Genomic DNA, 21,015 nt, shown 5'->3' on the forward strand with positions numbered 1-21,015 from the left:
AGGCGTGACAGTCCTCCTCATCGCGCTCACCGGTCTCCTCACCGGTGCCGGCCTCATCATCGCGATCGGCCCGCAGAACGTGTTCATCCTCCGGCAGGCGGTGCAGCGTCGTCATGTCGCTGCTGTGGTCGCCGTGTGCACGGTCTCGGACCTGGTGTTGATCTCGGCCGGGGTCGCGGGACTCGGCGTGTTGGTCACGGCGCACCCCGCAGTGGTGACGGTGGCCAAGATGGTGGGCGGTGGGTACATCCTGGTGCTGGCCGCGATGGCGGTCCGACGCTGCCTCCGGCCCACGTCGCTGAACCTCGACGAGGTCACCGCGGTGCAGGCCAACGTCGGGCGGTGGGCAGCGGTCGGCACCGCCCTCGCGCTCACCTGGCTGAACCCGCACGTCTATCTCGACACGGTGGTCACCATGGGCGCCATCGCCAACAGTCAGTCGCATGCGGGAGGAGGATCCCATCAGAAGTACGTGTTCGCCGTCGGTGCGGGTCTGGCCAGTGTGCTGTGGTTCGCCGGTCTCGGTGCCGGCGCGATGAAGCTGGCACCCTTGTTCTCCCGACCACGCGCCTGGCAGGTGCTCGACGGGATCGTCGCGGTGGTGATGGCCGCGATGGGTGTGGCGTTGATCGCGTCGGTGTGACGCGAGGCGGTGCGCCGAGCCGTACCCTGTAGTCGGCGCTGCAGGACGCCACCGGGTCCGCGGGAAGGGCTGAGCCCCCCTGTGGTCGAGCAGTGCCGACACGTCAGCCGCGCCACTTCCTTTGCGCCGTCAGCGGACCACGGTGGTCGAAGGAGGTCGCCATGGCGACAGCACGTCTTCCCCAACGTCCGGATCTGGCACAGCTCCGCACTCGCGCCCGCGAACTGCAGCGCGAGCGTCGTGGCGACGGCGACCCCGGATTCCGGTTGCACGAGGCCCAGGCCGAGGTGGCACGCAGATACGGGTTCGCCTCCTGGCCGCGATTGGTCCGTCACGTCGAGGCGATTGCCGCGCGGACCTGGTCCCCTCGACCGGCCGGTGACGCCGAGTCGGAGGCCGATCGCTTCCTCCGGCAGGTCTGCCTGAACTATCAGAGCGACGGGGATCGGCACTGGAGGTCCGCGCCCTCGACGCTGGCCGAGCACCCCGAACTCCCCGCCGACGACCTCGCTGTCGCCGTTGCCGTCGGATCGGTACCCGACCTCCGGGACCATCTGAGGAAGCGTCCCGAGGCGGTGAACATACCCACCGGTCCGCACGGGTGGTCACCACTGATGTACGCGACCTACTCACGGTTCCCCGTCGACCGTCGCGACGCGATCGCGACGGTGACCGCGCTACTCGACGCCGGTGCCGACCCGAACGACGGCAGTTTCTTCTCCGGCCTGCCGACCCCGTTCACCGTCCTCACCGGTGCACTCGGTGGAGGCGAACAGGACCAACCCGCACATCCGCACTGGGCAGCCGTGGCCAGGGCGTTGCTGGAGCGCGGCGCCGAGCCCAACGACGGGCAGGCGTTGTACAACCGCATGTTCTCCCGGGACGACGCATTCCTTGAATTGCTCTTCGATTTCGGCCTGGGGCACGGGGACGGTGGGCCGTGGCGACGGTTGTTACCCGACCTGCTGCCGGATCCACCGACCCTGCTGGCGGGACTGCTGGGGTGGGCGGTGCTCCACGACCAGCGCTCGCGGGTGCGGTTGCTCGCCGATCACGGTGTGGACATGACCGCCGCGAACGCAGCGGGACGCACCCCCATCGACATCGCCCGCACGAACGGCCACACCGAGCTGATCGACATCCTCGTCGAGTTGGGCGCGCAGACGGTGCCCGCCGATCCGGTAGACGCCTATATCGGGGCCGTCCTGGCCGGGGACGAGGTGGCCGCGTCGGCCACGCCCGCCGAGATCGTGGTGCGGGCCCGGCAGCGGCGTCCGGGGCTCGTCGTCTGGGCGGCGGGGTTGGGACGGGGCGCCGCCGTGGACATCCTGCTCCGTGCCGGGTTCCACATCGACGCTCTCGGTCGCGGCGACGTGCCGATCGAACAGCCCTGGCAGACCGCCTTGCACACTGCCGTCGAGAACGACGACCTCGAACTCGTGCGGCGACTCCTCGCGAGGGGCGCCCGGACAGATCTGCGCGACAGTCGGTTCGACGGCACACCCGCGGACTGGGCCGAGCATCTCGGACGTCCGGAGATCGGCGCGGTGTTGGCGGAGCATCCACCGATCGGTCGAACGTGAATCACATGTCCCACTGCTCGAACACGGTCAGCAGAACACCGTTGATCACCATCAGTGCGGCGAGCATCGCACCGGCCACATCCGCACCGCTGCACACCAGCGCGACGACGGCGAGGGCGAACAGGACGACTTCCAGAGGCACGCGGCGGACGGTGGACAACCGGCGGAGCGACCTGGGTGCCGCCCATCGACCCCACACAACGACGGCGACCAACGGCAACCCGATCGCCGCCATCAGACGCCAGGGCCCCCCGGCCAGATGCCATCCCCCATAGGCGAAACAGGCCAACATGGCCAGCTCCAGGAAGAATTTCACGGCCAGGTTGGCCGCACGGACCGATGACCCTGCACCGCCCACGTTCATCGACTCCCTCATGCCACGACCGGCGTCGTCACCGACGGTGACACCGTTCATTCGCGTCACCTGATGCCCTGCTCTTCCATCGCACCAAGCATGTCACCGACATCCACCTCGCCGCGACCGATACACCCTCCGACGTCGGCCATCCACTGATCGGTTGATCCGAGACCAACCGAGTGGTCGAGGTGCCACCGCGCGGATCGGTCGAGACTCGATGTCATGACCAGTGACACCGCAGAGCAGGCCATCACCGTCGAACACCTGCAGAAGAGCTATCACGACCGACGGGTGCTGTCCGATGTCTCGTTCGACGTCGTCGAGGGAGAGATCTTCGGATTGCTCGGGCCGAACGGTGCAGGCAAGACGACCATCGTCGAGTGCATCGGCGGGTTACGACGGCGAGGGGGTGGATCGATCTCCGTGTTCGGCCGTGATCCGGCCGACGACGATCCCGAGCTGCGTGACGTGCTGGGAATTCAACTACAGGAGAGCGCCCTGCCCGACAAACTCACCGTCGGTGAGGCTCTCACGTTGTACGCATCGTTCTATCCTGACCCGCAGTCACCGGACGTCGTGATGGAGCGGTTGGGACTCGGACCGCAGCGTGACACCGGATTCGCCAAGCTCTCCGGTGGGCAGAAGCAGCGGTTGTCGGTCGCGCTGGCGTTGATCGGCCGCCCACGGGTGGCGATTCTCGACGAGCTGACCACCGGACTCGACCCGCAGGCCCGCCGCGAGGTGTGGTCGATGCTGGAGGAGTTACGTGCCGACGGGGTGACGTTGCTGCTGGTATCGCATTTCATGGAAGAGGCACAGCGACTGTGCGATCGGGTTGCGATCATCGACGGTGGCCGTGTGGTGGCGCTCGACAGCCCCGGTGCGCTGGCCGCGGGTGTCGACACCCTGCACCGGTTGAGTTTTCGGCCCACCCGACCGCTCGACCCGGCAGTGCTGCAACAACTTCCCGGCGTCGGTGACGTGTACACCAGCGACGACCGCATCACGGTGACCGGGCCGGACGCGATGTTCGAGGAGGTCTTCGTATCCCTACGTGCCTGCGGGGTGGGTGCGCAACGCGTTCGCGTCGAATCGGCCGACCTCGAGGACGCATTCGTCGAACTGATCAACCGAGAGGAACAGCCATGATCACGACCACCACGACGATCTCCCGCCCGAGACGTCGCAGCACCGTCGGACTGCACGGGATGCTGGTCAGCGAGGCGCGACTCATGCGGCGCAACCCGGCGTTGGTGGTGTGGGTCGCATTGCTGCCGGTCGTCGCCTCCATCGTCCTCGGCGCGTTACCGGTCACCCGCAAACCCATGGACGACCTACAGGGCCACAGCTGGTTCGATCTCTATCAACCGATCCTGGTGATGTTCTCGGCGATCCTGATCAGCGTGCAGATCCTGCCCGACACGCTCACCCGCTACCGTGAACGGGGCATCCTGAAACGCTTGCGCACCACACCCGCGTCACCCGTCGCGCTGCTGACGGCCCAGGCGGTCCTCACCTTCGTCGTCGAGGTGGTGGTGATGCTGGCCATGGTCCTCATTCCGGCCGCGTGTGGTGCGCCACTACCCGGTAACCCGGTCGGGTTCCTGATCGCGTTCCTGTTCTCCGCCATGTGCATGCTCGCCATCGGTCTGGTGTTGGCCAGCACCGTGCACAGCAACAAGATCGCCGGCGCCGTCGGCACCCTGCTGTTCTTCGTGCTGCAGTTCTTCGCCGGACTGTGGTTGCCCCGAGAGAGCATGCCCCAGTGGCTTCGGGCGATCTCCGACGCGACGCCGAGTGGGTCCGCGGTCGGAGCCCTGACCGAGACCTCGGCGGGTGGCTGGCCGGCCCTGCTGCACCTCGGGGTGCTCGTTGCGTGGACGGTGGTGTTGTCGGCTGTCGCGATCAGGATGTTCCGGTGGGAGTAGTGCGACGATGGGACACATGAGTCGCGAATGGCGGAGATGGTCTCGAGGCGATGCCACGCCCGTGATGACCATCTGGCTCCCCCTCGGACTCCTGATCGGCTCGATGGTCTGCACGGTGCTCGCCGGGCTCATCGGATCCCTCCGCTCGGTGGTGCTGATGATCGCGCTGATGGTGGCAGCAGGCGCCGTGCACGTCGTCACGGCCCGGATGGCCCCGCTCGCACGGGGGCCGAGAGTCACGGTCTATCTCGTCCAGCTCGTGGTCGCGACCGGTCTGATCGTCATCAGTCCGTTCTTCGGGATCTACGCCTTCATGGGCTACGTCGCCGCGTTGCTGGCGTTCGAGGGGCCGGTGCTGTACGCGGCGCTGGCCCTCAACGCGGTGGTGGTGGCGGTCGCACAGGTCGGTGGAGCGCACCAGGTCGCCGCAACGCCTGGCGCCTTCATCGCGCTCTTCGTGGTCAATATCGGGGTGGTCGCGGTCCTCGGCCTGCTCAGCGCGCGTCGCGAACGGGAGATGATCGAGCGGGAACGCACCCTTGACGAACTCGAGGCCGCGCAGCGGCGCAACGCGGATCTGCAGACCGAACTACTCGGCAGGGCAACCGAACAGGGAAAGCTGACGGAACGCGCGCGGTTGTCTCGCGAGATCCACGACACCGTCGCCCAGGATCTGGTCGCCATCGTCAGTCAGCTGGAAGCGATCGGTCCGGGGGTCGATTGGCAGCAGCGGGTCGACACCGCCAAGCGGCTGGCCCGAGACGGTCTCGCCGAGGCCAGACGTGCCGTGGCGGCGTTGCGGTCCCCGATGCTGGATGATCAATCGCTGCCCACCGCGCTGACCGACATGGTCGCCGCGTGGTCGACGGTGCACGACATCGCGGCCCGATCACACGTCGATGGCTCGCCGGTGCCGACCGGCGACGACCAGAACCTCCTGCGCATCTGCCAGGAGGCGCTGTCGAATGTGGCGCGACATGCGCGGGCTTCGGCGGTCGAGGTGACCTTGACCTACACCGAGGAGGGGGTGCTGCTCGATGTTCGTGACGACGGCTGCGGATTCGACGCGTCACTCGTGCATCGGGGCAACGGGCTGGGCAACATGCAGGAACGCGTCCGACCGTCGGGTGGGTCTGTGGAGTGGGAGACATCGGTCGGCAGTGGATGTCTGGTGCGCACGGTGGTTCCGGCGTGACCGTGACCGTGCTCATCGCCGACGACCACCCCATCGTGCGGGACGGGGTGAAGGGCATGCTGGCCACCGACGAACGGATCGCGGTGATCGCCGAGGCCGGCTCCGGGCGCGAGACCGTCGCCCAGGTATCCCGGCACGACCCCGATCTCGTGTTGATGGATCTGCGGATGCCCGACGGTGACGGTGTGTCGGCCATCGGCGAGCTCCGCCGGTTGCACCCGACCAGGCCGGTGATCCTGGTGCTCACGACATACGACACCGATCGGGACATCCACTCCGCGGTCGACGCCGGGGCCGACGGTTACGTCATGAAGGCCCTGGGGCGCGACGAGCTGATCGCGGCGATCCTCGACGCCGCCGCTGGCCGCAACGTACTGACCCCCAGCGCCACCCAGAGTCTGATCGCCCGGCGGCACGCACCCCGGCTGACCGACCGTGAGACGGAGGTGCTCGCGGCGATCGCGGCGGGCGGGACCAACCGCACCGTCGCGCGGCAGCTCGCGCTGAGCGAAGCCACCATCAAGACGCATCTGCTGCACGTGTACGCCAAGCTGGGTGTGCGGGACCGCGCCGCCGCGGTGCGGGTGGCGTTCGAGCGCGGTCTGCTCTGAGTGTCACTACTGCTCTGAGTGTCTGACTACGGTGAGTCCATGAACGTCATCGCCGACCTCACCGGTCGCGCTCGCCAGAACGCCATCTACGCCGCCGGGGCCTTCGGGAAGCGTCCCACGGTGCCGACGGACTTCCCCGAGCTGGAGCGCCGGGCCCGCCGCGCGATGAATTCACGAGCCTGGGCTTACGTCGGCGGTGGCGCCGGCGAGGGGACCACGATGACGGCGAACCGGCGGGCGCTGAACCGCTGGGCCATCGTGCCGAGGGTGTTACGCGACGTCTCCGAGCGTGATCTGAGCATCGATCTGTTCGGCAGCCGGTTGCCCGCGCCGGTGTTGTTCTCACCCGTGGGGGCGGGCGCGCTGGTTCGCCACGACGCCGACCTGCTCATCGGCCGGGCCGCGGCGGAACTCGGTGTGCCGTACATCTTCTCCAATCAGGGCTGTGCCCCGATGGAGGAGACGGCCGCGGCGATGGATGCGGTCACGCCCGGATCGCCTCGCTGGTTCCAGCTGTACTGGTCGTCCGACGACGACCTCGTGGACTCGTTTCTCGCGCGGGCCGAGAGGTCCGGGGCATCGGCTGTCACCGTCACCCTCGACACCACCATGCTCGGTTGGCGACCACAGGACCTGAACATCGGATCGCTGCCATTCGCCCGTGGTCAGGGCATCGACCAATACACTTCCGACCCCCGCTTCCGCGAGATCGTCCGGGAGAGGATCGCCGCCGGGGCGGGCGGTCCCACGCCACAGATCACCGGCCCGCGCAGTGCCGCCGCCGGGGTCGCGACCCTGCTGTCCATCGCGCGCAACGCACCGGGGAGGCTGGTCGACAATATCCGGTCACCGGAGCCGCGGGCTGCGGTACAGACCTTCCTGGACATCTACTCGCGCCCGACCCTGAACTGGGACGACATCGCCGGCCTGCGCTCGCGCACGTCACTGCCCATCGTGCTCAAGGGGATCTGCCACCCCGACGACGCCCGTCGCGCGGTCGACGCAGGCGTGGACGGTGTGCTGGTGTCCAATCACGGTGGACGACAGATCGACGGTGCCGTCGCGTCGGTCGACGCACTACCGAGCGTGGTCGCGGCCGTCGATGGTCGCTGCCGCATCATCGTCGACTCGGGGATCCGATCCGGTGCCGACGTTTTCAAGGTGCTCGCGCTGGGTGCGGACGCCGCCTGCATCGGTCGACCGCACATGTACGGCTTGGCACTGGGTGGTGCCGACGGGGCGCGCGACGTGGTCGCGAACATCATCGCCGAACTCGACCTCACCCTCGGGTTGTCCGGGCAGACGTCCCTGCGTGACCTACCGCGCGACGCATTGCAGCGGGTCGACTGATGCGCCGGTGGTGGTGATCGACTGACCGCTCGCCGCCGGGTGCACGACGCGAACCGCCTGTGTCGCTACGGACATGCGGGCTGATCCGACCCCGAATAGTGCTGCCGACACCCGTCGAGCGCGGATCGCCGGCTCTGCGCGCTGTACCGCGCGATGGACCGAACAGATACCGTGGTGCAATGACCGAGAAGCAGGAGGTCGCAGACGCGGGCTGGCGCGACTACGGGGAGCCCCAGCTCCCGGCTCCGCTCGCCGCGGCACTCGCGGCGTTCGCCGAACAGGGGTATCACGGCACCTCGGTCCGAGACATCGCTGCGCGGGCCAATCTCTCGGTCCCAGGGCTCTACCATCACTACCCCTCGAAACAGTCGTTGCTGCAGGGGCTGCTGGAGATGACGATGACCGATCTGCTGGCCCGGTCGGAGCGCGCGGTCGCAGCGGCGGGGAACGCTCCGGTGGAGCGGTTCGGTGCGGTGGTCGAATGCCTGTTGCGGTTCCACATGTACCGACGTGAGCAGGCGTTCATCGGGTCGACCGAGATCCGCAGCCTGGACGACTCCTACCGCGCGGCGTACATCGCGCATCGCGACCGACAGCAACGGATGGTCGACGAGATCATCGAGGCGGGGATGGCCGAGGGGGATTTCACCACCGCGTACCCGAAAGACGCCGGGCGCGCGGTCACCACCATGTGCGTGTCGGTGTCCACCTGGTACAAGCCGTCCGGTCCGTTGGACGCCGATGAACTGGTGAAGCGCTACCTGCAGATCGCCAGGGATGCGGTCGGCTACCGCGGAGCCTGACCACTGCTTGACGCTCGGACCGGCGTGTGAGAGGTTGATTCCCGACCGAGCGATCGCTCGGCGCAACCCGAGAGGCGGCACCGTGGCCATCGACCTGCAGTACGACGACGACGTCGAGAAGATCGTCGACGCGACAGAGGCCTTTGTCCGGTCGCACGTCCTTCCCGTCGAAGAACGCTACGACGGTGATCTGATCGTCGCCGGTGAGCAGGTGCGTCGCGAACTGCAGGCCGCGGCCAAGGCGGCGGGCGTGTTCGCCCCGCATGCCCCGGTCGAGTACGGCGGACTGGGCCTGAACATGTCCGACCGCGTGCCGGTGTTCGAGGCAGCCGGGTATTCGGTGTTCGGTCCGATCGCCACCAACATCGCCGCGCCCGACGAGGGCAACGTGCACATGCTGGCGCACATCGCCGACGAGGCGCAGAGACAACAGTTCCTCGCCCCCCTTGCCGCAGGCGACGTGCGGTCGGCCTTCGCGATGACCGAACCCGCGCCCGGTGCCGGCTCGGATCCGTCGGCGTTGTCGACCACGGCGACGAAGGTCGATGGTGGATGGCGGATCACCGGACGCAAGTGGTTCATCACCGGTGCCGATGGTGCCGGTTTCCTCATCATCATGGCCCGCACCTCCGGCTCGGTGGGCGATCGCGGTGGCGCGACGATGTTCCTCGCGCCGGCGGACACACCGGGCGTCGAGGTGGTCCGGCACATCGGCACCGTCGACCGAGCAATGCTGGGCGGTCACTGCGAGGTGGTGTTCACCGACGTCTTCGTGCCCGACTCCGGTGTCCTGGGCGAGGTCGATCAGGGCTTCCGCTACGCGCAGGTGCGGTTGGGTCCGGCTCGGATGACCCACGTCATGCGCTGGCTGGGGACGGCGCGTCGCGCCCAGGACATCGCGGTGGACTATGTGGCGCGGCGTGAGGCTTTCGGAACCCGACTCGGCGACCTGGGCATGGTGCAGCAGATGGTCGCCGACAACGAGATCGACCTCGCCGCGTCGCGAGCACTGTTGGTGAAGGCCTGTGCCGAGCTCGATCTCGGGCAGCCCGCGGGTGACGAGACCTCCATCGCGAAAACGTTTGCCGCCGAGGCGTTCAACCGGGTCGTGGATCGCGCGATCCAGATGTGCGGCGGGCTCGGGGTGTCCGACGAACTGCCGCTGGCGCGATTGCAGCTTGAGCTGCGACCGTTCCGCATCTACGACGGCCCGTCCGAGGTGCACCGTTGGGCACTGGCCAGACGTGCGGTGGGACAGGCGAAGAAGCGCATCGCCGCGGAGGAGTCGGGGCTGTCGGGTCCGGAACAGAAGCAGGCGGGGCGGTGAGCCATCCCGCGATGCCCGAGGCAGCGTTACGCGGGTTCCTGGTCGAATCCGGTGTCCCCGTCGAGGGTGACCTGCAGGTGGAACTGATCAGTGGCGGACGATCCAACCTGACCTTCTCAGTCCGGGACGACCTGTCGCACTGGGTGGTCCGACGACCACCGACCGGTGGATTGACCCCGTCGGCACACGACATGGCCCGCGAATGGACCGTCACCCACGCCTTGCAGGACACGGTGGTGCCCGTCGCCGGTACGATCGCGGCCGACCTCACCGGTGACGCCATCGGTGCGCCGTTCACGGTGGTCGAGTTCGTCGACGGCAACGTCATCCGGTCGGCGGAAGATCTGCAGACGCTCGGCGACGACGACATCGACCGCAACGCCGACACCATGATTCGGACCCTTGCCGACCTGCACGCCATCGACCATCGCGGGGTCGGCCTGTCGGAGTTCGGCAGACCGACCGGGTTCGCCGCGCGTCAGGTGAAGCTCTGGTCGCGTCAGTGGGGCCACGTGAAGACCCGCGACCTCGACGACGTCGAGGTCCTCGCCGACGCTCTTGCCGAGGCCGTGCCCGAGTCCGCGGCGGAATCGATCGTGCACGGCGACTTCCGCGTCGACAACACGGTGCTCGACACCGACGACCCGGGTGTGGTGAGAGCGGTCGTCGACTGGGAGATGTCGACCCTCGGCGATCCACTCACCGACGTCGCGCTGATGTGCGTCTACCGTGAGCCGGTGTTCGACCGGGTGCTGGGGTTCAGGGCCGCGTGGACGAGTGGTCGGTACCCCGACGCGGACACCCTGGCCCAGCGGTACGCGACTCTGACCGGCCATGATCTCCCGCACTGGGGTTTCTATCTGGCGTTGGCCAACTTCAAACTCGGGATCATCGCCGAGGGCATCACCCACCGGGCCCTCAACGGTGCATCCAGCGACGACGGAGCCGATCGTGCCGCCGCGGCCACGCCGGAGTTCATCGCGGCCGGGCTGCGAGCTCTACGGCGCGGCGACTGATCGGATAGCGCTCTACCGCACCGTCACCCGGTGCGCATCGATGTACTTGTAGGTGTTCCAGCCCAGTCCCTTCACCGCCAACGGCGAGACGTTGGTCGACGTCGTGATGACCAGGTCGATGACGAACTGCTCGTCGAGCAGGATGTCGGTGTAGGCCGCGTAGGCCGCGCGGGCGTCGGCCGACCGGGGATCGACGACCGAGGTGATGCGTGCGACCGCGTCCGTATAGGTCGATGAACTGAAGGCCGACAGATTGCCCTTGGGTTTGAACGGTGCGGCCCCGGTGGCCAGGGTCGCGGGATTGGACTGACCGAAACCGTGCGGGTTGATCCAGAGCTGATGCTTCCCGCTCTTCAGGAACGGGTTGAACGCCGCCTGCTCGCGGGGGTCGAGTTGCACGGTGATCCCGATCTCGGCGAGGTTGTTCTGGATCACCGCGGCGATGCTCGGTGCGACCGCGAGTCCGGTGCCGTAGGAGAGGGTCAGAGAGGAGCCGTTGCGCCAACCGGCCTCGGCCAACAGCGAGCGGGCATGATCCAGGTCACGCGCATACCGGGCGTTCGCCTGAGGATCGTAGGCGGGCGAGGTCTGCGCCCACGGCGCCGAGCTCGCGTGTGCGCGGCGGACGAACACCTCGTCGGCGATACGCCCGCGATCAACCGCGTACGAGATCGCCTGCCTCACCCGCTTGTCGGAGAGCCGAGGATCGGCGACGTTGGCGCCCACGTAGTAGGCGACGTCGTCGACGTCCTCCGACTCCACCCGCCACAGGGAGCTGTCGTGGAACGGGCGCAGCGACTGTGGGGCGGCGTCGAGGACCAGATCGGACTGCCCCGCGCGGACCGAGGTGAGCAGCGCACCCGAATCACGCACCACGCGCAGGCGGACACCGTCGAGCGCGGCGGGGCCGTTCCAGTACCCGTCGTAGCGGGCCAGATCGGCCTGCGCGCCGGTCTGTCTGCCGGTGAATCGGAACGGACCCGTCCCGACGAAGGTCTCACCCCGTTGCAGTTCCGCCGCGGTCTCGCGGTCCGTCAGCAGCATGAACTCCAACAGATCGAAGATGTTCCCGATCGGCTTTGCCGATCGCAGCACGGCGGTGTGCGGGTCGGGGGTCTCCACCGTGATCGCGGAAGCCGTCGACTGCAATTGGGATCCGGCCTTGTCCGAGGCGTAGGTGGCCACCGCGTACGCGACGTCGGCGGAGGTCAGCGGGCGTCCCGTGTGAAAGGTTACGTCGTCGCGCAGCGTCAGCCGTAACGCGGTCCCGTCCTGGGACCGCTCGAACGCCGTGGCGACGGACGGCAGTGGCTGCAGGGTACGGCGGTCGTATCGGATCAGTGTGTCCCACAGCAACAGTCCGAGGGTCATCGTGGTGATCGATTGTGTGTAGACGGTCTTCGGATCGATGTCGGTCAGCGATCCGATCACCAACGTCCCGCCCGGCCGCCCCGCACCGGTGCCGACCCGACGGGCCTGTTCGACGGCGGAAGTGCACCCGGCGAGCGCACCGGCGGCGCCCACGCTCCCGAGTGCGGTGAGGAAGGCACGGCGCGTCAATCCGGTCATGCACCCTCGCCGATCGTCGGGACAGCGTCGATGAGCTGCCGGGTGTAGTCGTCGCGCGGATTGTCGAACACCTCGGACACCGAACCGATCTCGATCACGCGGCCACCGCGCAGCACCGCCACCCGATCGGCCACCCGGCTGATGACCGCGAGGTCGTGGGAGACGAAGACCGCGCTGAACCCGCGGCTCTTCTGCAGGTCGGTGAACACCGACAGCACCGAGGCCTGCACCCACACGTCCAGCGCACTGGTCGGTTCATCGGCGATCACGAGTTCGGGGTCGGAGGCGAGCGCACGGGCGAGTGCCACCCGCTGTCGCTGACCACCGGACAGGGTGCGCGGCAGTTCGTCGGCGACCTCGGCGGGCAACCGCACCGCAGCCAGCAGCTCAGCGGTCTTCGCCCTGAGCTCGGCGCGATCTCGCACGCCGCGGATCCGCAGTGGTTCGGTGATGGTCCGATGGACCGTCCACCGCGGGTCGAGCGAGGTGAAGGGATCCTGGTGGATCAGCGCGACCTTGTCGGTGGTCGTGGTGACGGTGCCGCTGGTGGGTGTGACCAACCCGAGTACGCATCGGCCCAAGGTGGTCTTGCCGGAACCGGACTCGCCGACCACTCCGAGCACCTCACCGCGGCCGATGTCCACCGACACCTCGCGCAGGGCGTCGAAGGCCGCACTCTGCCCCTGCCGGGGGTACCGCACCGTCAGATCGTTCACGCGCACCAGAGGTTTCGGTGAGGTGTCCTCGTGTGGCTGGTCGGCTCGGACGGTCAGTACTGCGTCGAGCAGCTGCCGGGTGTACGGATGGCTCGGGTGGGTGAGGACGGCGGCGGCGGTCCCGGTCTCGACGATCCGGCCGGCGCGCATCACCGCCACCCGATCGGCGATCTGGGATACGACACCCATGTTGTGGGTGATCAGCAGGATCCCGATGCCGTTGCGGGTACAGAGGGTTCGGAACAGATCGAGGATCTCGGCCTGCACCGTGACATCGAGTGCGGTGGTGGGTTCGTCGGCGATGATCAAGCGCGGTTCGCCGGCCAACGCGAGTGCGAGCACCACCCGCTGCTTCTGTCCGCCGGACAGCTGGTGCGGGTACCAATCGATGCGCGTCCCCGGGTCGGGCAGTCCCACCTCGGTGAGCAGGTCGATCGCGCGGCGTCGTGCGTCGGGACGGCTCACCGTGGCGTGTGCCCGCAACGCCATCCGAAGCTGGGTGCCGATGCGTTGCGCGGGGTTCAGAGCTGTCTGCGGCTCCTGGAACACCATGCCCGCGCGCGTGCCACGGAACCCGCGCAGAGTGTCCTCAGACGCGCCGACCACCTCGTCGCCACCGAGGTCGATCGATCCGTGCGGGGTGAGGCCGTCGGGCAGCAGTCCGATGATCGCCCGGCCCGTCAGCGATTTGCCCGACCCGGACTCTCCGACCAGGGCGAGCACGGTACCGGCCTCGACGACCAACGACACCTCGTCGACGATGCGGGTTCCGGAGTCGACCACCGACAGATCGGTCACGGCCACCACGTGATCAGCCACGACGCACCTCGCCGACACCCTGGGCGATCAACAGGAAGCCGAGTGACAGCGCGACGATGGTGACGAGCGGACCCAGTGGATAACCGGGATTGACGTCCCAGTTGTAGACCGCTTCGGCCAGTGTCGAACCCAGCGACGGCCGCGGTGGCCGGACGCCCACACCGATGAAACTCATCGCGCTCTCCACGAACACGGCGAGCGACAGCGACAGGGCGATCTGCACGATCAGCGGTTCCACCGCGTTGGGCAACACATGGCTGCGCACGATGCGTACCTTGGAGGCGCCGGCGAGCCGAGCGCTCTCCACATACGGCTGGGTGCGAACGCGTAACGCGGACGCGCGCATCACGCGGCCGAACAGCGGGATCTCGGTGATCGCGATCGCGATGATCACCGTCGCGATACCCGGTCCGCGGAGCGCGGTCACGGTGATGCCCAGAATGATCGCGGGAAAGGCGAACACCACGTCGAAGGCACGAGAGGTCACGGTGTCGGCGATCCGGCCCGAGGCGGCCAGCAGACCGAGGAGTGTGCCGACGACCGCCCCGATGGGAATGGCGATCACCAACACGGTCAGCGTGGTCCGGATGCCGTACAGCACACGGGCGAACACGTCACGGTCGAGCTCGTCGGTACCCAGTGGATGTGAACCGCTGGGCGACAACAGGTTCTCACCCGGCACCTGGCGCAACGGATCGTGGCCGGCGAGGACCGGAGCCAACAGGCCGCAGGCGACCACCACGGCGATCAGCACGAGGCCGACCACGAGCGTCACCGGTATACGCCGTCGGGTGCGGGTGGTCGCGGTCATCGGCTCACCGCTGCCCGCCGTGCCGGATCCAGCGCGGTCTGCAGCAGATCGGTGAGGGTGGCCATCACGATGAACACGGTCACCGATACCAGCAGCAGTGCCTGCACCAGTGGGTAGTCCCGGGCGTTGATGCCCTGGGCCAGCAACTGACCCAGACCCGGCCACGCGAAGATGGCCTCGACCAACACCGCGGACCCGAGCAGCTGACCGATCTGTACCCCGAGTGCGGTGAGGGTGGACGGGAGGGCGTTGCGCAACGCGCTCCCGAGGACCACCCGGGTGTGTGACAGACCCATGGCCCTGGCGGTCAGGATGTAGGGCGCACGGAGTTCGGTCTGCAGAGCCTCGGTGAGGAACCGGGTGAGCGTCGACGCGACAGGTAGTCCCAGACAGAGGGCGGGTAACAGCAGGTACTGCAGGGTGATGCCACCGTCGTCGAGGTAGCCGCGCGGGGGTGTGCCGCCTGCGGGAAGCCACGCCAGCGTCACCGCGAACACCTGCACCAACACCACACCGGTGACGAAGGTGGGGATGGCGATGGACAGCGAGTTGAACGCTGTCACCACGATCCGCAACCAGCGCGCGGGCCACAGCGTGACACCCAGTGCGAGAACAGCGGTGATGACCAGTGCGATGATCAGCGCGGCGAGTGCGAGGATGCCGGTGTTCGCCGACCCGTGTGCGAGTAGCGAACCGATCGTCCCACCCACCACGTAGGACCGGCCGGGGTCGAAGGTCACCAGCCCACCCAACCAGTGCAGGTACTGCGAGACCAGCGAACGGTCGAGGCCGAGGTCGTGCCGGATACCGGCCACGGTCGCCGGGGTCGCATCGGCACCCGCCAGTACGGTCGCCGGATCACCGGGGACCAGGCGCAGGATCGCGAAGATCACCAGACTGGCGATGAACAACGTGATCACGGCGGCGCCCAGTCGCCTGCCGACGGCGAGCGCGGTCGCGGGGATGGGCATCTGTCGAGAGTTCCCGACCGGTGCGGTTGCTGTCCACTTCGATCCGGCGTGCGCGCAATCTTGACAGCGTCACCGGTGGTCGCGTCGACTCGGCCGCGCTATCGGAACGTCATCAGTGACCCGTCGGGGTCGAGGCTCTCGAGGTGTGCGTGTTCGTTGACCGACACCACCGAGACCCCGCCCCGGCCGACGATCAGTTTGGTGACCGAGGCATTGATCATGGTGCGGCTCATGATCTGCCACCGGGGACCACTCACCCCCCACAGTTGCGCGACGATCTGGGTGATCGTTCCCGCCGACGACACCACCACCGCGGTCTGCCCCGGGCCGGCCAGACCGCGCACCGTGTCCAGGGCCTCGGCGCACCGGCGTCGGTAGTCGCCGTAGGACTCCCGACCCGACGGAGCGCGGACCTCGGTGATCCACTCGGAGAGCGCGGTGTCCAGGCTCCGCTGCAGTTCACGTCCGCCCCCGGCGACGTGTTGTTCGTGTTCGCTGAGAATGGTGTTGATGTCGTACTCGTTCCAGCGGGGGTCCGTCCGCGCAACCACCTCGTGAGCGACGACGTCGAGGACGGTGGTCAGCGTCTCCCGTTGCCGGGCCAGATCGCCGGAGATGGCGGCGTCGATGCGATCGCATCGCGCCGCCAACGCCCGGCCGGTCGCGGCCGCCTGCGCCTGACCGAGCTCGGTCAATCCCCCTTGTGCCTGAGCCCAGGCTCCGGCTCCGTATGCCTGTGCTCGCGCCTGGCCGTGCCGGACGAGGTAGATGACGCCCACCGGTCCATCATCGCAGGTGCGGTATCTCCGCGGAGCGCCCACATGGCACCGATCGCGGTGAGCACCAGCACCAGTCCGGCGACGAGGGCCGCCCCGGACAGCCCCGATACGAACGCCGAGCGTGCCGCGTCGATGACGTCGGCAGCGGAACCGCGGTCGGCGATCGCGCCGGCGAGACTCTCGCGTGCCGCGGCACCGGTGACCACGCCCTGATCAACCGTGCGGCGGTAGATCAGGTTCAGCAGGCTGCCGAGCAGGGCGATGCCCAGCGCGCCGCCGAGTTCCGACGAGGTCTCCAACAGCGCGGCCGATGCTCCCGCACGGTCCGCGGGAGCGACGGAGACCACGTGGTCGGCCACCATCGTGGTGGTGGAGACGATCCCGCCGGCCAGCAGGGTGGCGCCGATGAGAACGGTGACCAAGGTGTCGGTACCGGTTGCCGCGGCGAGGACGAAGTAACCGCAGGCCCCTACGAGGAGTCCGCCGACCATCACCGGTGGACGACCGACCCTGGCGGCCAGCACCGCGCTGGTCGGCGCGACGGCCCCGACCACCACCGACGGTGCGAGGCTCCAGAGTGCGGCCTGCAGGGGTGAGTAACCGAGCACCGACTGGAGGTACTGGGTCATCATCACCGCATTCCCCATCAGCCCGAACATCGAGACCACGTTGATCCAGATCGACGCGGACAGGCGGCGATTCGCGAACAACTGCAGGTCGACCAGTGGGTGCTCCAAGCGTCGCTGACGAGCGACGAATGCCGCGCCGAACGACAGACCGATGACGATCAGCGCGGTGCGTTCCACCGAGAATCCGTGTGCGGCCAGAGTCTTGATGCCCTGGATGATCGGCAGCAGGCTCGCGAGTACGAACAGTGAACTGAGCAGATCGACCCGCCGCGAGCGGTCACCGGTGTCCGCGGGGAGCAGGATCGGGGCGACCACCAGCAGCACCACCATCACCGGCACGTTGATGAGGAAGACCGATCCCCACCAGAACTGCTCGAGCAGAACGCCACTGATGATCGGTCCCACCGCGACACCACCGGTCATCACCGCGTTCCACGCGGCCACCGCCTTTGTTCGATCACCCTCGTCGTCGAAGAGGCGCCGGATCAGGGCGAGCGTGGACGGCATCAGCGTCGCGCCGGCAACGGCCAATACCGCTCGTGCGCCGATCAGCATCTCGGCACTCGTCGCGTAGGCGGCGATCACTGAGGCGATCCCGAAGGCGGTGGCACCGAGGAGCAGGACACGTCGGTGACCGAAGCGGTCGGCGAGTGCGCCCATCGACAGCAGCAGTCCGGCGAGTACGAAGCCGTAGACGTCGAATATCCAGAGCTGTTGTTCGGGGGAGGGTGCCAGATCCTCGGAGATGTAGGGCACGGCGAAGAACAGGACGGAGACGTCCATGGACACGATCAGCATCGGCGCGCAGAGGGCGACGAGGCCGAGCCAGGGGGAGCGGATCATGACGACACCTCACGAGGTTTGCGAGTAACTGTGGTCAACATAAACTGTTTATGCCATACCTAGATAAGCATGCAACTGTGTGCGGCGCAAGCAGTAAGTAGGATCGGGGTGTGACCGCGTCGCCGAACGATCAACCCGAGGTCCCCCCGCTACCCCGCTACCTGCAGTTGCTGTGGGGGCTCGACGATGTCCGCCGAGGGCCGAAGCCGGCATTCACCATCCGCGACATCGGGCGAGCTGCTGTCTCGGTGGCCGACGCACAGGGATGGGAGGCGGCGTCGATGAAGGCGATCGCCACCGAACTCGGGGTCACCACGATGTCGCTGTACCGCTACGTCGACTCGAAGGACGACCTCCTGGCGGTCATGCTCGACGAGGCGTTCGGCAGGCCGTCGCCCGACCTGACGGGGTCGGGTGACTGGCGTGAACGCCTGACGTCGTGGTCACAGGCCATCGCCGCGGTGCTGGTCTCCCGGCCCTGGGTGGTGTCGATGCCGATGCACCGGCCGCCGGTGACGCCGAACGTCCTGGCCTGGACCGACGCGGGGATCCGGTGTTTCGCGGACACCGCGTTGTCGACCCAGGAGAGGTTCTCGTCCCTGTTGCTGGTGGACGGCTTCATCCGCAACCACGTGCGTCAGTCGGATCAGCTCGGCGCGCTGGGGGCGGGGAAGGCCGAGGCGTCCGGCGAACCGTACGAGGAGTCGTTGGCCCGCCTGGTGCGACCGGAGACCTACCCCGCGCTGTGGTCCGCCCTGCAGGGCGGCATGGACAGCAACGACGACGACTTCTTCGCCGAGGAGCTCACCTATGGGCTCGAGGTGCTGCTCGACGGGCTCGCTCAGCGGATCGAGGGCACCCGCGGGCGCGGGTGAACGACTTCGCTCTGCGCGTAATGACGCGGTCCGGTGGGCCACGGCGGCTCCGCGCCTATAGGTTGGATGTTCACGACGGTCGATCGGGCCGAGCGGGAACCGGGAGGTAGTGATGGCAAGTCTGAAGGTCATACCGGCTCCTCTCGACGTGCCGGTCGCCCCACCCGTGCGGCGCCCCGATCCACTGTTGCGCGAACTGCTGGGTGAGACGCTCCGGTCGGCGCGCCAGCGTCAGGGCCGCACGCTCAAGGAGGTCGCGACCGAGGCAGGGGTATCGATCACCTACCTGTCGGAGGTCGAGCGCGGACACAAGGAGGCGTCCTCCGAGGTCGTCGGTGCGGTCACCCGCGCCCTGGGCGGCAGCCTCGTCGACCTGCTCACGGACATGACCGTGCGGGTGGTGCCACCGCTCGACACCGTGGCCGGTGGCGCCGAGGGTCTGCACGCGGTGGCCTGACCCGGCACGAGGGTTCAGCGCAGCAACCAGTGGTCGACCTCGAGGTCGGTCGCCGTGGTCAACGCCTCCTGATGACAGCTGAACCCGGTGATGGTGCTCCCGTCGTCGAGCGTGATCGCACCCAGTGTCATGGGATCGGGCAATGCTGTGAGGAACCGCCCCAACGCGGCGGGTGACAGTACCCATTTCTCGCCGCGGATCGACCGACCCGCGCTGTCGGGTACCAGGCCGGGCTTGGCCGGTCGGGTGTCGAGGGCAACGAGTCGATAGCTTGGTGCGGTCGCGATCTCGCCGGCCCAACGAGCCCCGAGATCCGTCAGCTGATGCTCCAGTGGTTGTCCGCGGAGGTGGGCGCCGAACACCGCGAGCTCGGTGGTCGCGGCTCCGGCCGGCTCCGGCCAGGTGGTGGTCGACCGGTCGCCGGTCAGACGCGCGGCGATGTCGAGCAGCACCGCGTCGCGGTGCGCGGTGGACAGCAACGAGACCCCGAACTGCGCGATGCCTCGTGCCCCCTCGTCGACGATGCCTGCGGGGATCGCGATCGCGCACAGGTCGAACAGATTGCAGAAATTGGTGTACGTGCCCATCAGCGAGTTGGTCGTCACCGGTGCGGTGTCCACCTCGGTGATGGTCGGATGCGCGGGCACCGTGGGCACCATCAGCGCGTCCACTCCGTCGAGCTGTGCCGACGCCGACGCGCGCAAGGCCGCCACCCGCCGACGATCTGCCAACAACTCGACGGCCGACCAACGGTCGGCGGCGGTGATGATCGCCGCGACCGTGGGGTCGAGATCGGGTGCGCCCGCTCGCACGACGTCGCCGACAGCGTCGTACCTCTCGGCAACCAGCGCACCGTCGTACAGCACAGCTGCGGCGTCGAGGAAGTCGGTGAGGTCGATCGACCGGATCCGCATCCCCGCGGACTCGGCGTGTGACACCGCGGCCGCGAACGCCCGCTGCCACCGTGCGTCCAGCCCGGGCAGTTCGCGGGGGACCGCGATGACCGGGGTGGGTCCGGCCGCGAACGCGGTGTCGGACCCGAAGGGACGGTCGCCCGGGGCCCGCGCCATCACGCCCATTGCGGTGTTCGCCGACGGCACGTCCGCGGCGAAGACGGTCACGCAGTCGTAGCTCGCGCACGCGGGTACCACACCCGCGGTCGACACCACCCCGATCGTCGGTTTGATCCCGACGATGCCCTGCAGGGCTGCGGGCACCCGGCCGGAACCGGCGGTGTCGGTGCCGATGGCGATGTCGGCGAAGCCCAGGGCCACCGCGACCGCGGACCCTGAACTCGAGCCACCCGAGATGTGCGACATCCGACGCGAGTCACGGACGGCGCCGAAGGGGCTGCGGGTGCCGACCAGACCGGTGGCGAACTGATCGAGGTTCGTCTTGCCGATGACGACCGCACCGGCGGCGCGCAACGCGGCGACCGCCGGCGCGTCCTCGGCGGCGACACTGCCGAAAGACGGGCACGCTGCCGTGGTCGGCAGACCCGCCACATCCACGTTGTCCTTCACCGCCAGCAGCACACCCGCCAACTCGCCACCACCCGCGACCGACGCCTCATGGTCGGCGAGCACGTCGGTGGCAGGGCGTAGATGCGTGAAGATCTCGGTGCGACCCGACACCTGGATCCGACGGTAGATGTCGGTGACCCGATCGGTCTCCACCTCGTCGGACATGGTGGGTCGGTGGGTGGTCGTCTGTTGACCAAGGGCGGGTCGGG

At 68.2% G+C, this 21,015-nt stretch carries 20 protein-coding genes; 12 read left to right on the plus strand and 8 right to left on the minus strand.

Annotation, left to right across the window (positions count from 1 at the left end):
• Nucleotides 1-4: 4 nt before the first annotated feature.
• On the plus strand, nt 5-643 hold the full coding sequence (locus BW971_RS19720; RefSeq protein ID WP_076482782.1) for a LysE/ArgO family amino acid transporter: 639 nt from the start codon (nt 5-7) through the stop codon (nt 641-643).
• Nucleotides 644-804: 161 nt separating this feature from the next.
• Nucleotides 805-2,226 carry an ankyrin repeat domain-containing protein gene (locus tag BW971_RS19725; RefSeq protein WP_076482783.1) on the plus strand — a complete coding sequence of 474 codons (1,422 nt, stop codon included), beginning with the start codon at nt 805-807 and terminating at the stop codon, nt 2,224-2,226.
• Nucleotide 2,227: 1 nt separating this feature from the next.
• On the opposite strand, the gene BW971_RS19730 is transcribed toward BW971_RS19725, so the two are convergent.
• Nucleotides 2,228-2,641 carry a YrdB family protein gene (locus tag BW971_RS19730; protein WP_083710453.1) on the minus strand — a complete coding sequence of 138 codons (414 nt, stop codon included), beginning with the start codon at nt 2,639-2,641 and terminating at the stop codon, nt 2,228-2,230.
• A gap of 165 nt (nt 2,642-2,806) precedes the next feature.
• On the opposite strand from BW971_RS19730, the gene BW971_RS19735 reads away from it, so the two are divergent.
• From BW971_RS19735 to BW971_RS19770, 8 genes are all read left to right on the plus strand, one after another.
• Nucleotides 2,807-3,733: an ABC transporter ATP-binding protein gene (locus tag BW971_RS19735; protein WP_076482784.1), complete on the plus strand. Its 927-nt coding sequence runs from the start codon at nt 2,807-2,809 to the stop codon at nt 3,731-3,733.
• Complete coding sequence (locus BW971_RS19740; protein ID WP_200799485.1) at nt 3,730-4,512, plus strand: ABC transporter permease; 783 nt, start codon at nt 3,730-3,732, stop codon at nt 4,510-4,512. Before BW971_RS19735 ends, BW971_RS19740 begins: the two co-directional genes overlap by 4 nt.
• 64 nt (nt 4,513-4,576) lie before the next feature.
• Nucleotides 4,577-5,707, plus strand: a complete 1,131-nt coding sequence (locus tag BW971_RS19745) for a sensor histidine kinase (protein ID WP_076482785.1) — start codon at nt 4,577-4,579, stop codon at nt 5,705-5,707.
• A complete protein-coding gene (locus BW971_RS19750) occupies nt 5,677-6,318 on the plus strand; it encodes a response regulator (RefSeq protein ID WP_076482786.1) in 642 nt (213 codons plus the stop codon). The genes BW971_RS19745 and BW971_RS19750 overlap by 31 nt, the downstream gene beginning before the upstream one ends.
• Nucleotides 6,319-6,357: 39 nt before the next feature.
• A complete protein-coding gene (locus BW971_RS19755; protein WP_076482787.1) occupies nt 6,358-7,668 on the plus strand; it encodes an alpha-hydroxy-acid oxidizing protein in 1,311 nt (436 codons plus the stop codon).
• A 179-nt stretch (nt 7,669-7,847) separates the two neighbouring features.
• Nucleotides 7,848-8,471 carry a TetR/AcrR family transcriptional regulator gene (locus BW971_RS19760; protein ID WP_076482788.1) on the plus strand — a complete coding sequence of 208 codons (624 nt, stop codon included), beginning with the start codon at nt 7,848-7,850 and terminating at the stop codon, nt 8,469-8,471.
• Between the two features lie 82 nt (nt 8,472-8,553).
• Nucleotides 8,554-9,798, plus strand: coding sequence for an acyl-CoA dehydrogenase family protein (locus BW971_RS19765; protein ID WP_076482789.1), 1,245 nt, complete (start codon nt 8,554-8,556; stop codon nt 9,796-9,798).
• Between the two features lie 11 nt (nt 9,799-9,809).
• Entirely contained in the window at nt 9,810-10,814 is a 1,005-nt protein-coding gene (locus BW971_RS19770) for a phosphotransferase family protein (protein WP_076482820.1), read from the plus strand.
• Nucleotides 10,815-10,826: 12 nt separating this feature from the next.
• On the opposite strand, the gene BW971_RS19775 is transcribed toward BW971_RS19770, so the two are convergent.
• From BW971_RS19775 to BW971_RS19800, 6 genes are all read right to left on the minus strand, one after another.
• Nucleotides 10,827-12,383: an ABC transporter substrate-binding protein gene (locus BW971_RS19775; protein ID WP_076482790.1), complete on the minus strand. Its 1,557-nt coding sequence runs from the start codon at nt 12,381-12,383 to the stop codon at nt 10,827-10,829.
• Nucleotides 12,380-13,918 carry a dipeptide ABC transporter ATP-binding protein gene (locus BW971_RS19780; protein WP_076482791.1) on the minus strand — a complete coding sequence of 513 codons (1,539 nt, stop codon included), beginning with the start codon at nt 13,916-13,918 and terminating at the stop codon, nt 12,380-12,382. The genes BW971_RS19775 and BW971_RS19780 overlap by 4 nt, the downstream gene beginning before the upstream one ends.
• Nucleotides 13,911-14,729 (minus strand): ABC transporter permease, encoded by an 819-nt coding sequence (locus tag BW971_RS19785; RefSeq protein WP_076482792.1) that lies wholly within the window; start codon nt 14,727-14,729, stop codon nt 13,911-13,913. Before BW971_RS19785 ends, BW971_RS19780 begins: the two co-directional genes overlap by 8 nt.
• Complete coding sequence (locus tag BW971_RS19790; protein ID WP_076482793.1) at nt 14,726-15,700, minus strand: ABC transporter permease; 975 nt, start codon at nt 15,698-15,700, stop codon at nt 14,726-14,728. Before BW971_RS19790 ends, BW971_RS19785 begins: the two co-directional genes overlap by 4 nt.
• Nucleotides 15,701-15,798: 98 nt before the next feature.
• Nucleotides 15,799-16,479 (minus strand): histidine phosphatase family protein, encoded by a 681-nt coding sequence (locus tag BW971_RS19795; protein WP_076482794.1) that lies wholly within the window; start codon nt 16,477-16,479, stop codon nt 15,799-15,801.
• Nucleotides 16,392-17,951 (minus strand): MFS transporter, encoded by a 1,560-nt coding sequence (locus tag BW971_RS19800; RefSeq protein ID WP_234974513.1) that lies wholly within the window; start codon nt 17,949-17,951, stop codon nt 16,392-16,394. Before BW971_RS19800 ends, BW971_RS19795 begins: the two co-directional genes overlap by 88 nt.
• Nucleotides 17,952-18,061: 110 nt before the next feature.
• On the opposite strand from BW971_RS19800, the gene BW971_RS19805 reads away from it, so the two are divergent.
• Both BW971_RS19805 and BW971_RS19810 read left to right on the plus strand, forming a co-directional pair.
• Nucleotides 18,062-18,826, plus strand: a complete 765-nt coding sequence (locus BW971_RS19805) for a TetR/AcrR family transcriptional regulator (RefSeq protein WP_076482796.1) — start codon at nt 18,062-18,064, stop codon at nt 18,824-18,826.
• Between the two features lie 112 nt (nt 18,827-18,938).
• Nucleotides 18,939-19,283, plus strand: a complete 345-nt coding sequence (locus BW971_RS19810; protein WP_083710454.1) for a helix-turn-helix domain-containing protein — start codon at nt 18,939-18,941, stop codon at nt 19,281-19,283.
• A 14-nt stretch (nt 19,284-19,297) separates the two neighbouring features.
• Here the strand turns inward: BW971_RS19810 and atzF are convergent, their stop codons facing one another.
• Complete coding sequence (atzF, locus tag BW971_RS19815; RefSeq protein ID WP_076482822.1) at nt 19,298-20,971, minus strand: allophanate hydrolase; 1,674 nt, start codon at nt 20,969-20,971, stop codon at nt 19,298-19,300.
• Nucleotides 20,972-21,015 lie beyond the last annotated feature (44 nt).

It is taken from the genome of Williamsia sterculiae (assembly GCF_900156495.1).
Classification (GTDB): domain Bacteria; phylum Actinomycetota; class Actinomycetes; order Mycobacteriales; family Mycobacteriaceae; genus Williamsia_B; species Williamsia_B sterculiae.

Coding starts and splice junctions, on each gene's coding strand:
- BW971_RS19745 (WP_076482785.1), top strand. CDS start 4,577: ATGACCATCTGGCTCCCCCTCGGACTCCTGATCGGCTCGATGGTCTGC.
- BW971_RS19740 (WP_200799485.1), top strand. CDS start 3,730: ATGATCACGACCACCACGACGATCTCCCGCCCGAGACGTCGCAGCACC.
- BW971_RS19775 (WP_076482790.1), bottom strand. CDS start 12,383: ATGACCGGATTGACGCGCCGTGCCTTCCTCACCGCACTCGGGAGCGTG.
- BW971_RS19730 (WP_083710453.1), bottom strand. CDS start 2,641: ATGAACGGTGTCACCGTCGGTGACGACGCCGGTCGTGGCATGAGGGAG.
- BW971_RS19755 (WP_076482787.1), top strand. CDS start 6,358: ATGAACGTCATCGCCGACCTCACCGGTCGCGCTCGCCAGAACGCCATC.
- BW971_RS19790 (WP_076482793.1), bottom strand. CDS start 15,700: ATGCCCATCCCCGCGACCGCGCTCGCCGTCGGCAGGCGACTGGGCGCC.
- BW971_RS19770 (WP_076482820.1), top strand. CDS start 9,810: ATGCCCGAGGCAGCGTTACGCGGGTTCCTGGTCGAATCCGGTGTCCCC.
- BW971_RS19810 (WP_083710454.1), top strand. CDS start 18,939: ATGGCAAGTCTGAAGGTCATACCGGCTCCTCTCGACGTGCCGGTCGCC.
- BW971_RS19760 (WP_076482788.1), top strand. CDS start 7,848: ATGACCGAGAAGCAGGAGGTCGCAGACGCGGGCTGGCGCGACTACGGG.
- BW971_RS19785 (WP_076482792.1), bottom strand. CDS start 14,729: ATGACCGCGACCACCCGCACCCGACGGCGTATACCGGTGACGCTCGTG.
- atzF (WP_076482822.1), bottom strand. CDS start 20,971: ATGTCCGACGAGGTGGAGACCGATCGGGTCACCGACATCTACCGTCGG.
- BW971_RS19800 (WP_234974513.1), bottom strand. CDS start 17,951: ATGATCCGCTCCCCCTGGCTCGGCCTCGTCGCCCTCTGCGCGCCGATG.
- BW971_RS19735 (WP_076482784.1), top strand. CDS start 2,807: ATGACCAGTGACACCGCAGAGCAGGCCATCACCGTCGAACACCTGCAG.
- BW971_RS19725 (WP_076482783.1), top strand. CDS start 805: ATGGCGACAGCACGTCTTCCCCAACGTCCGGATCTGGCACAGCTCCGC.
- BW971_RS19750 (WP_076482786.1), top strand. CDS start 5,677: ATGTCTGGTGCGCACGGTGGTTCCGGCGTGACCGTGACCGTGCTCATC.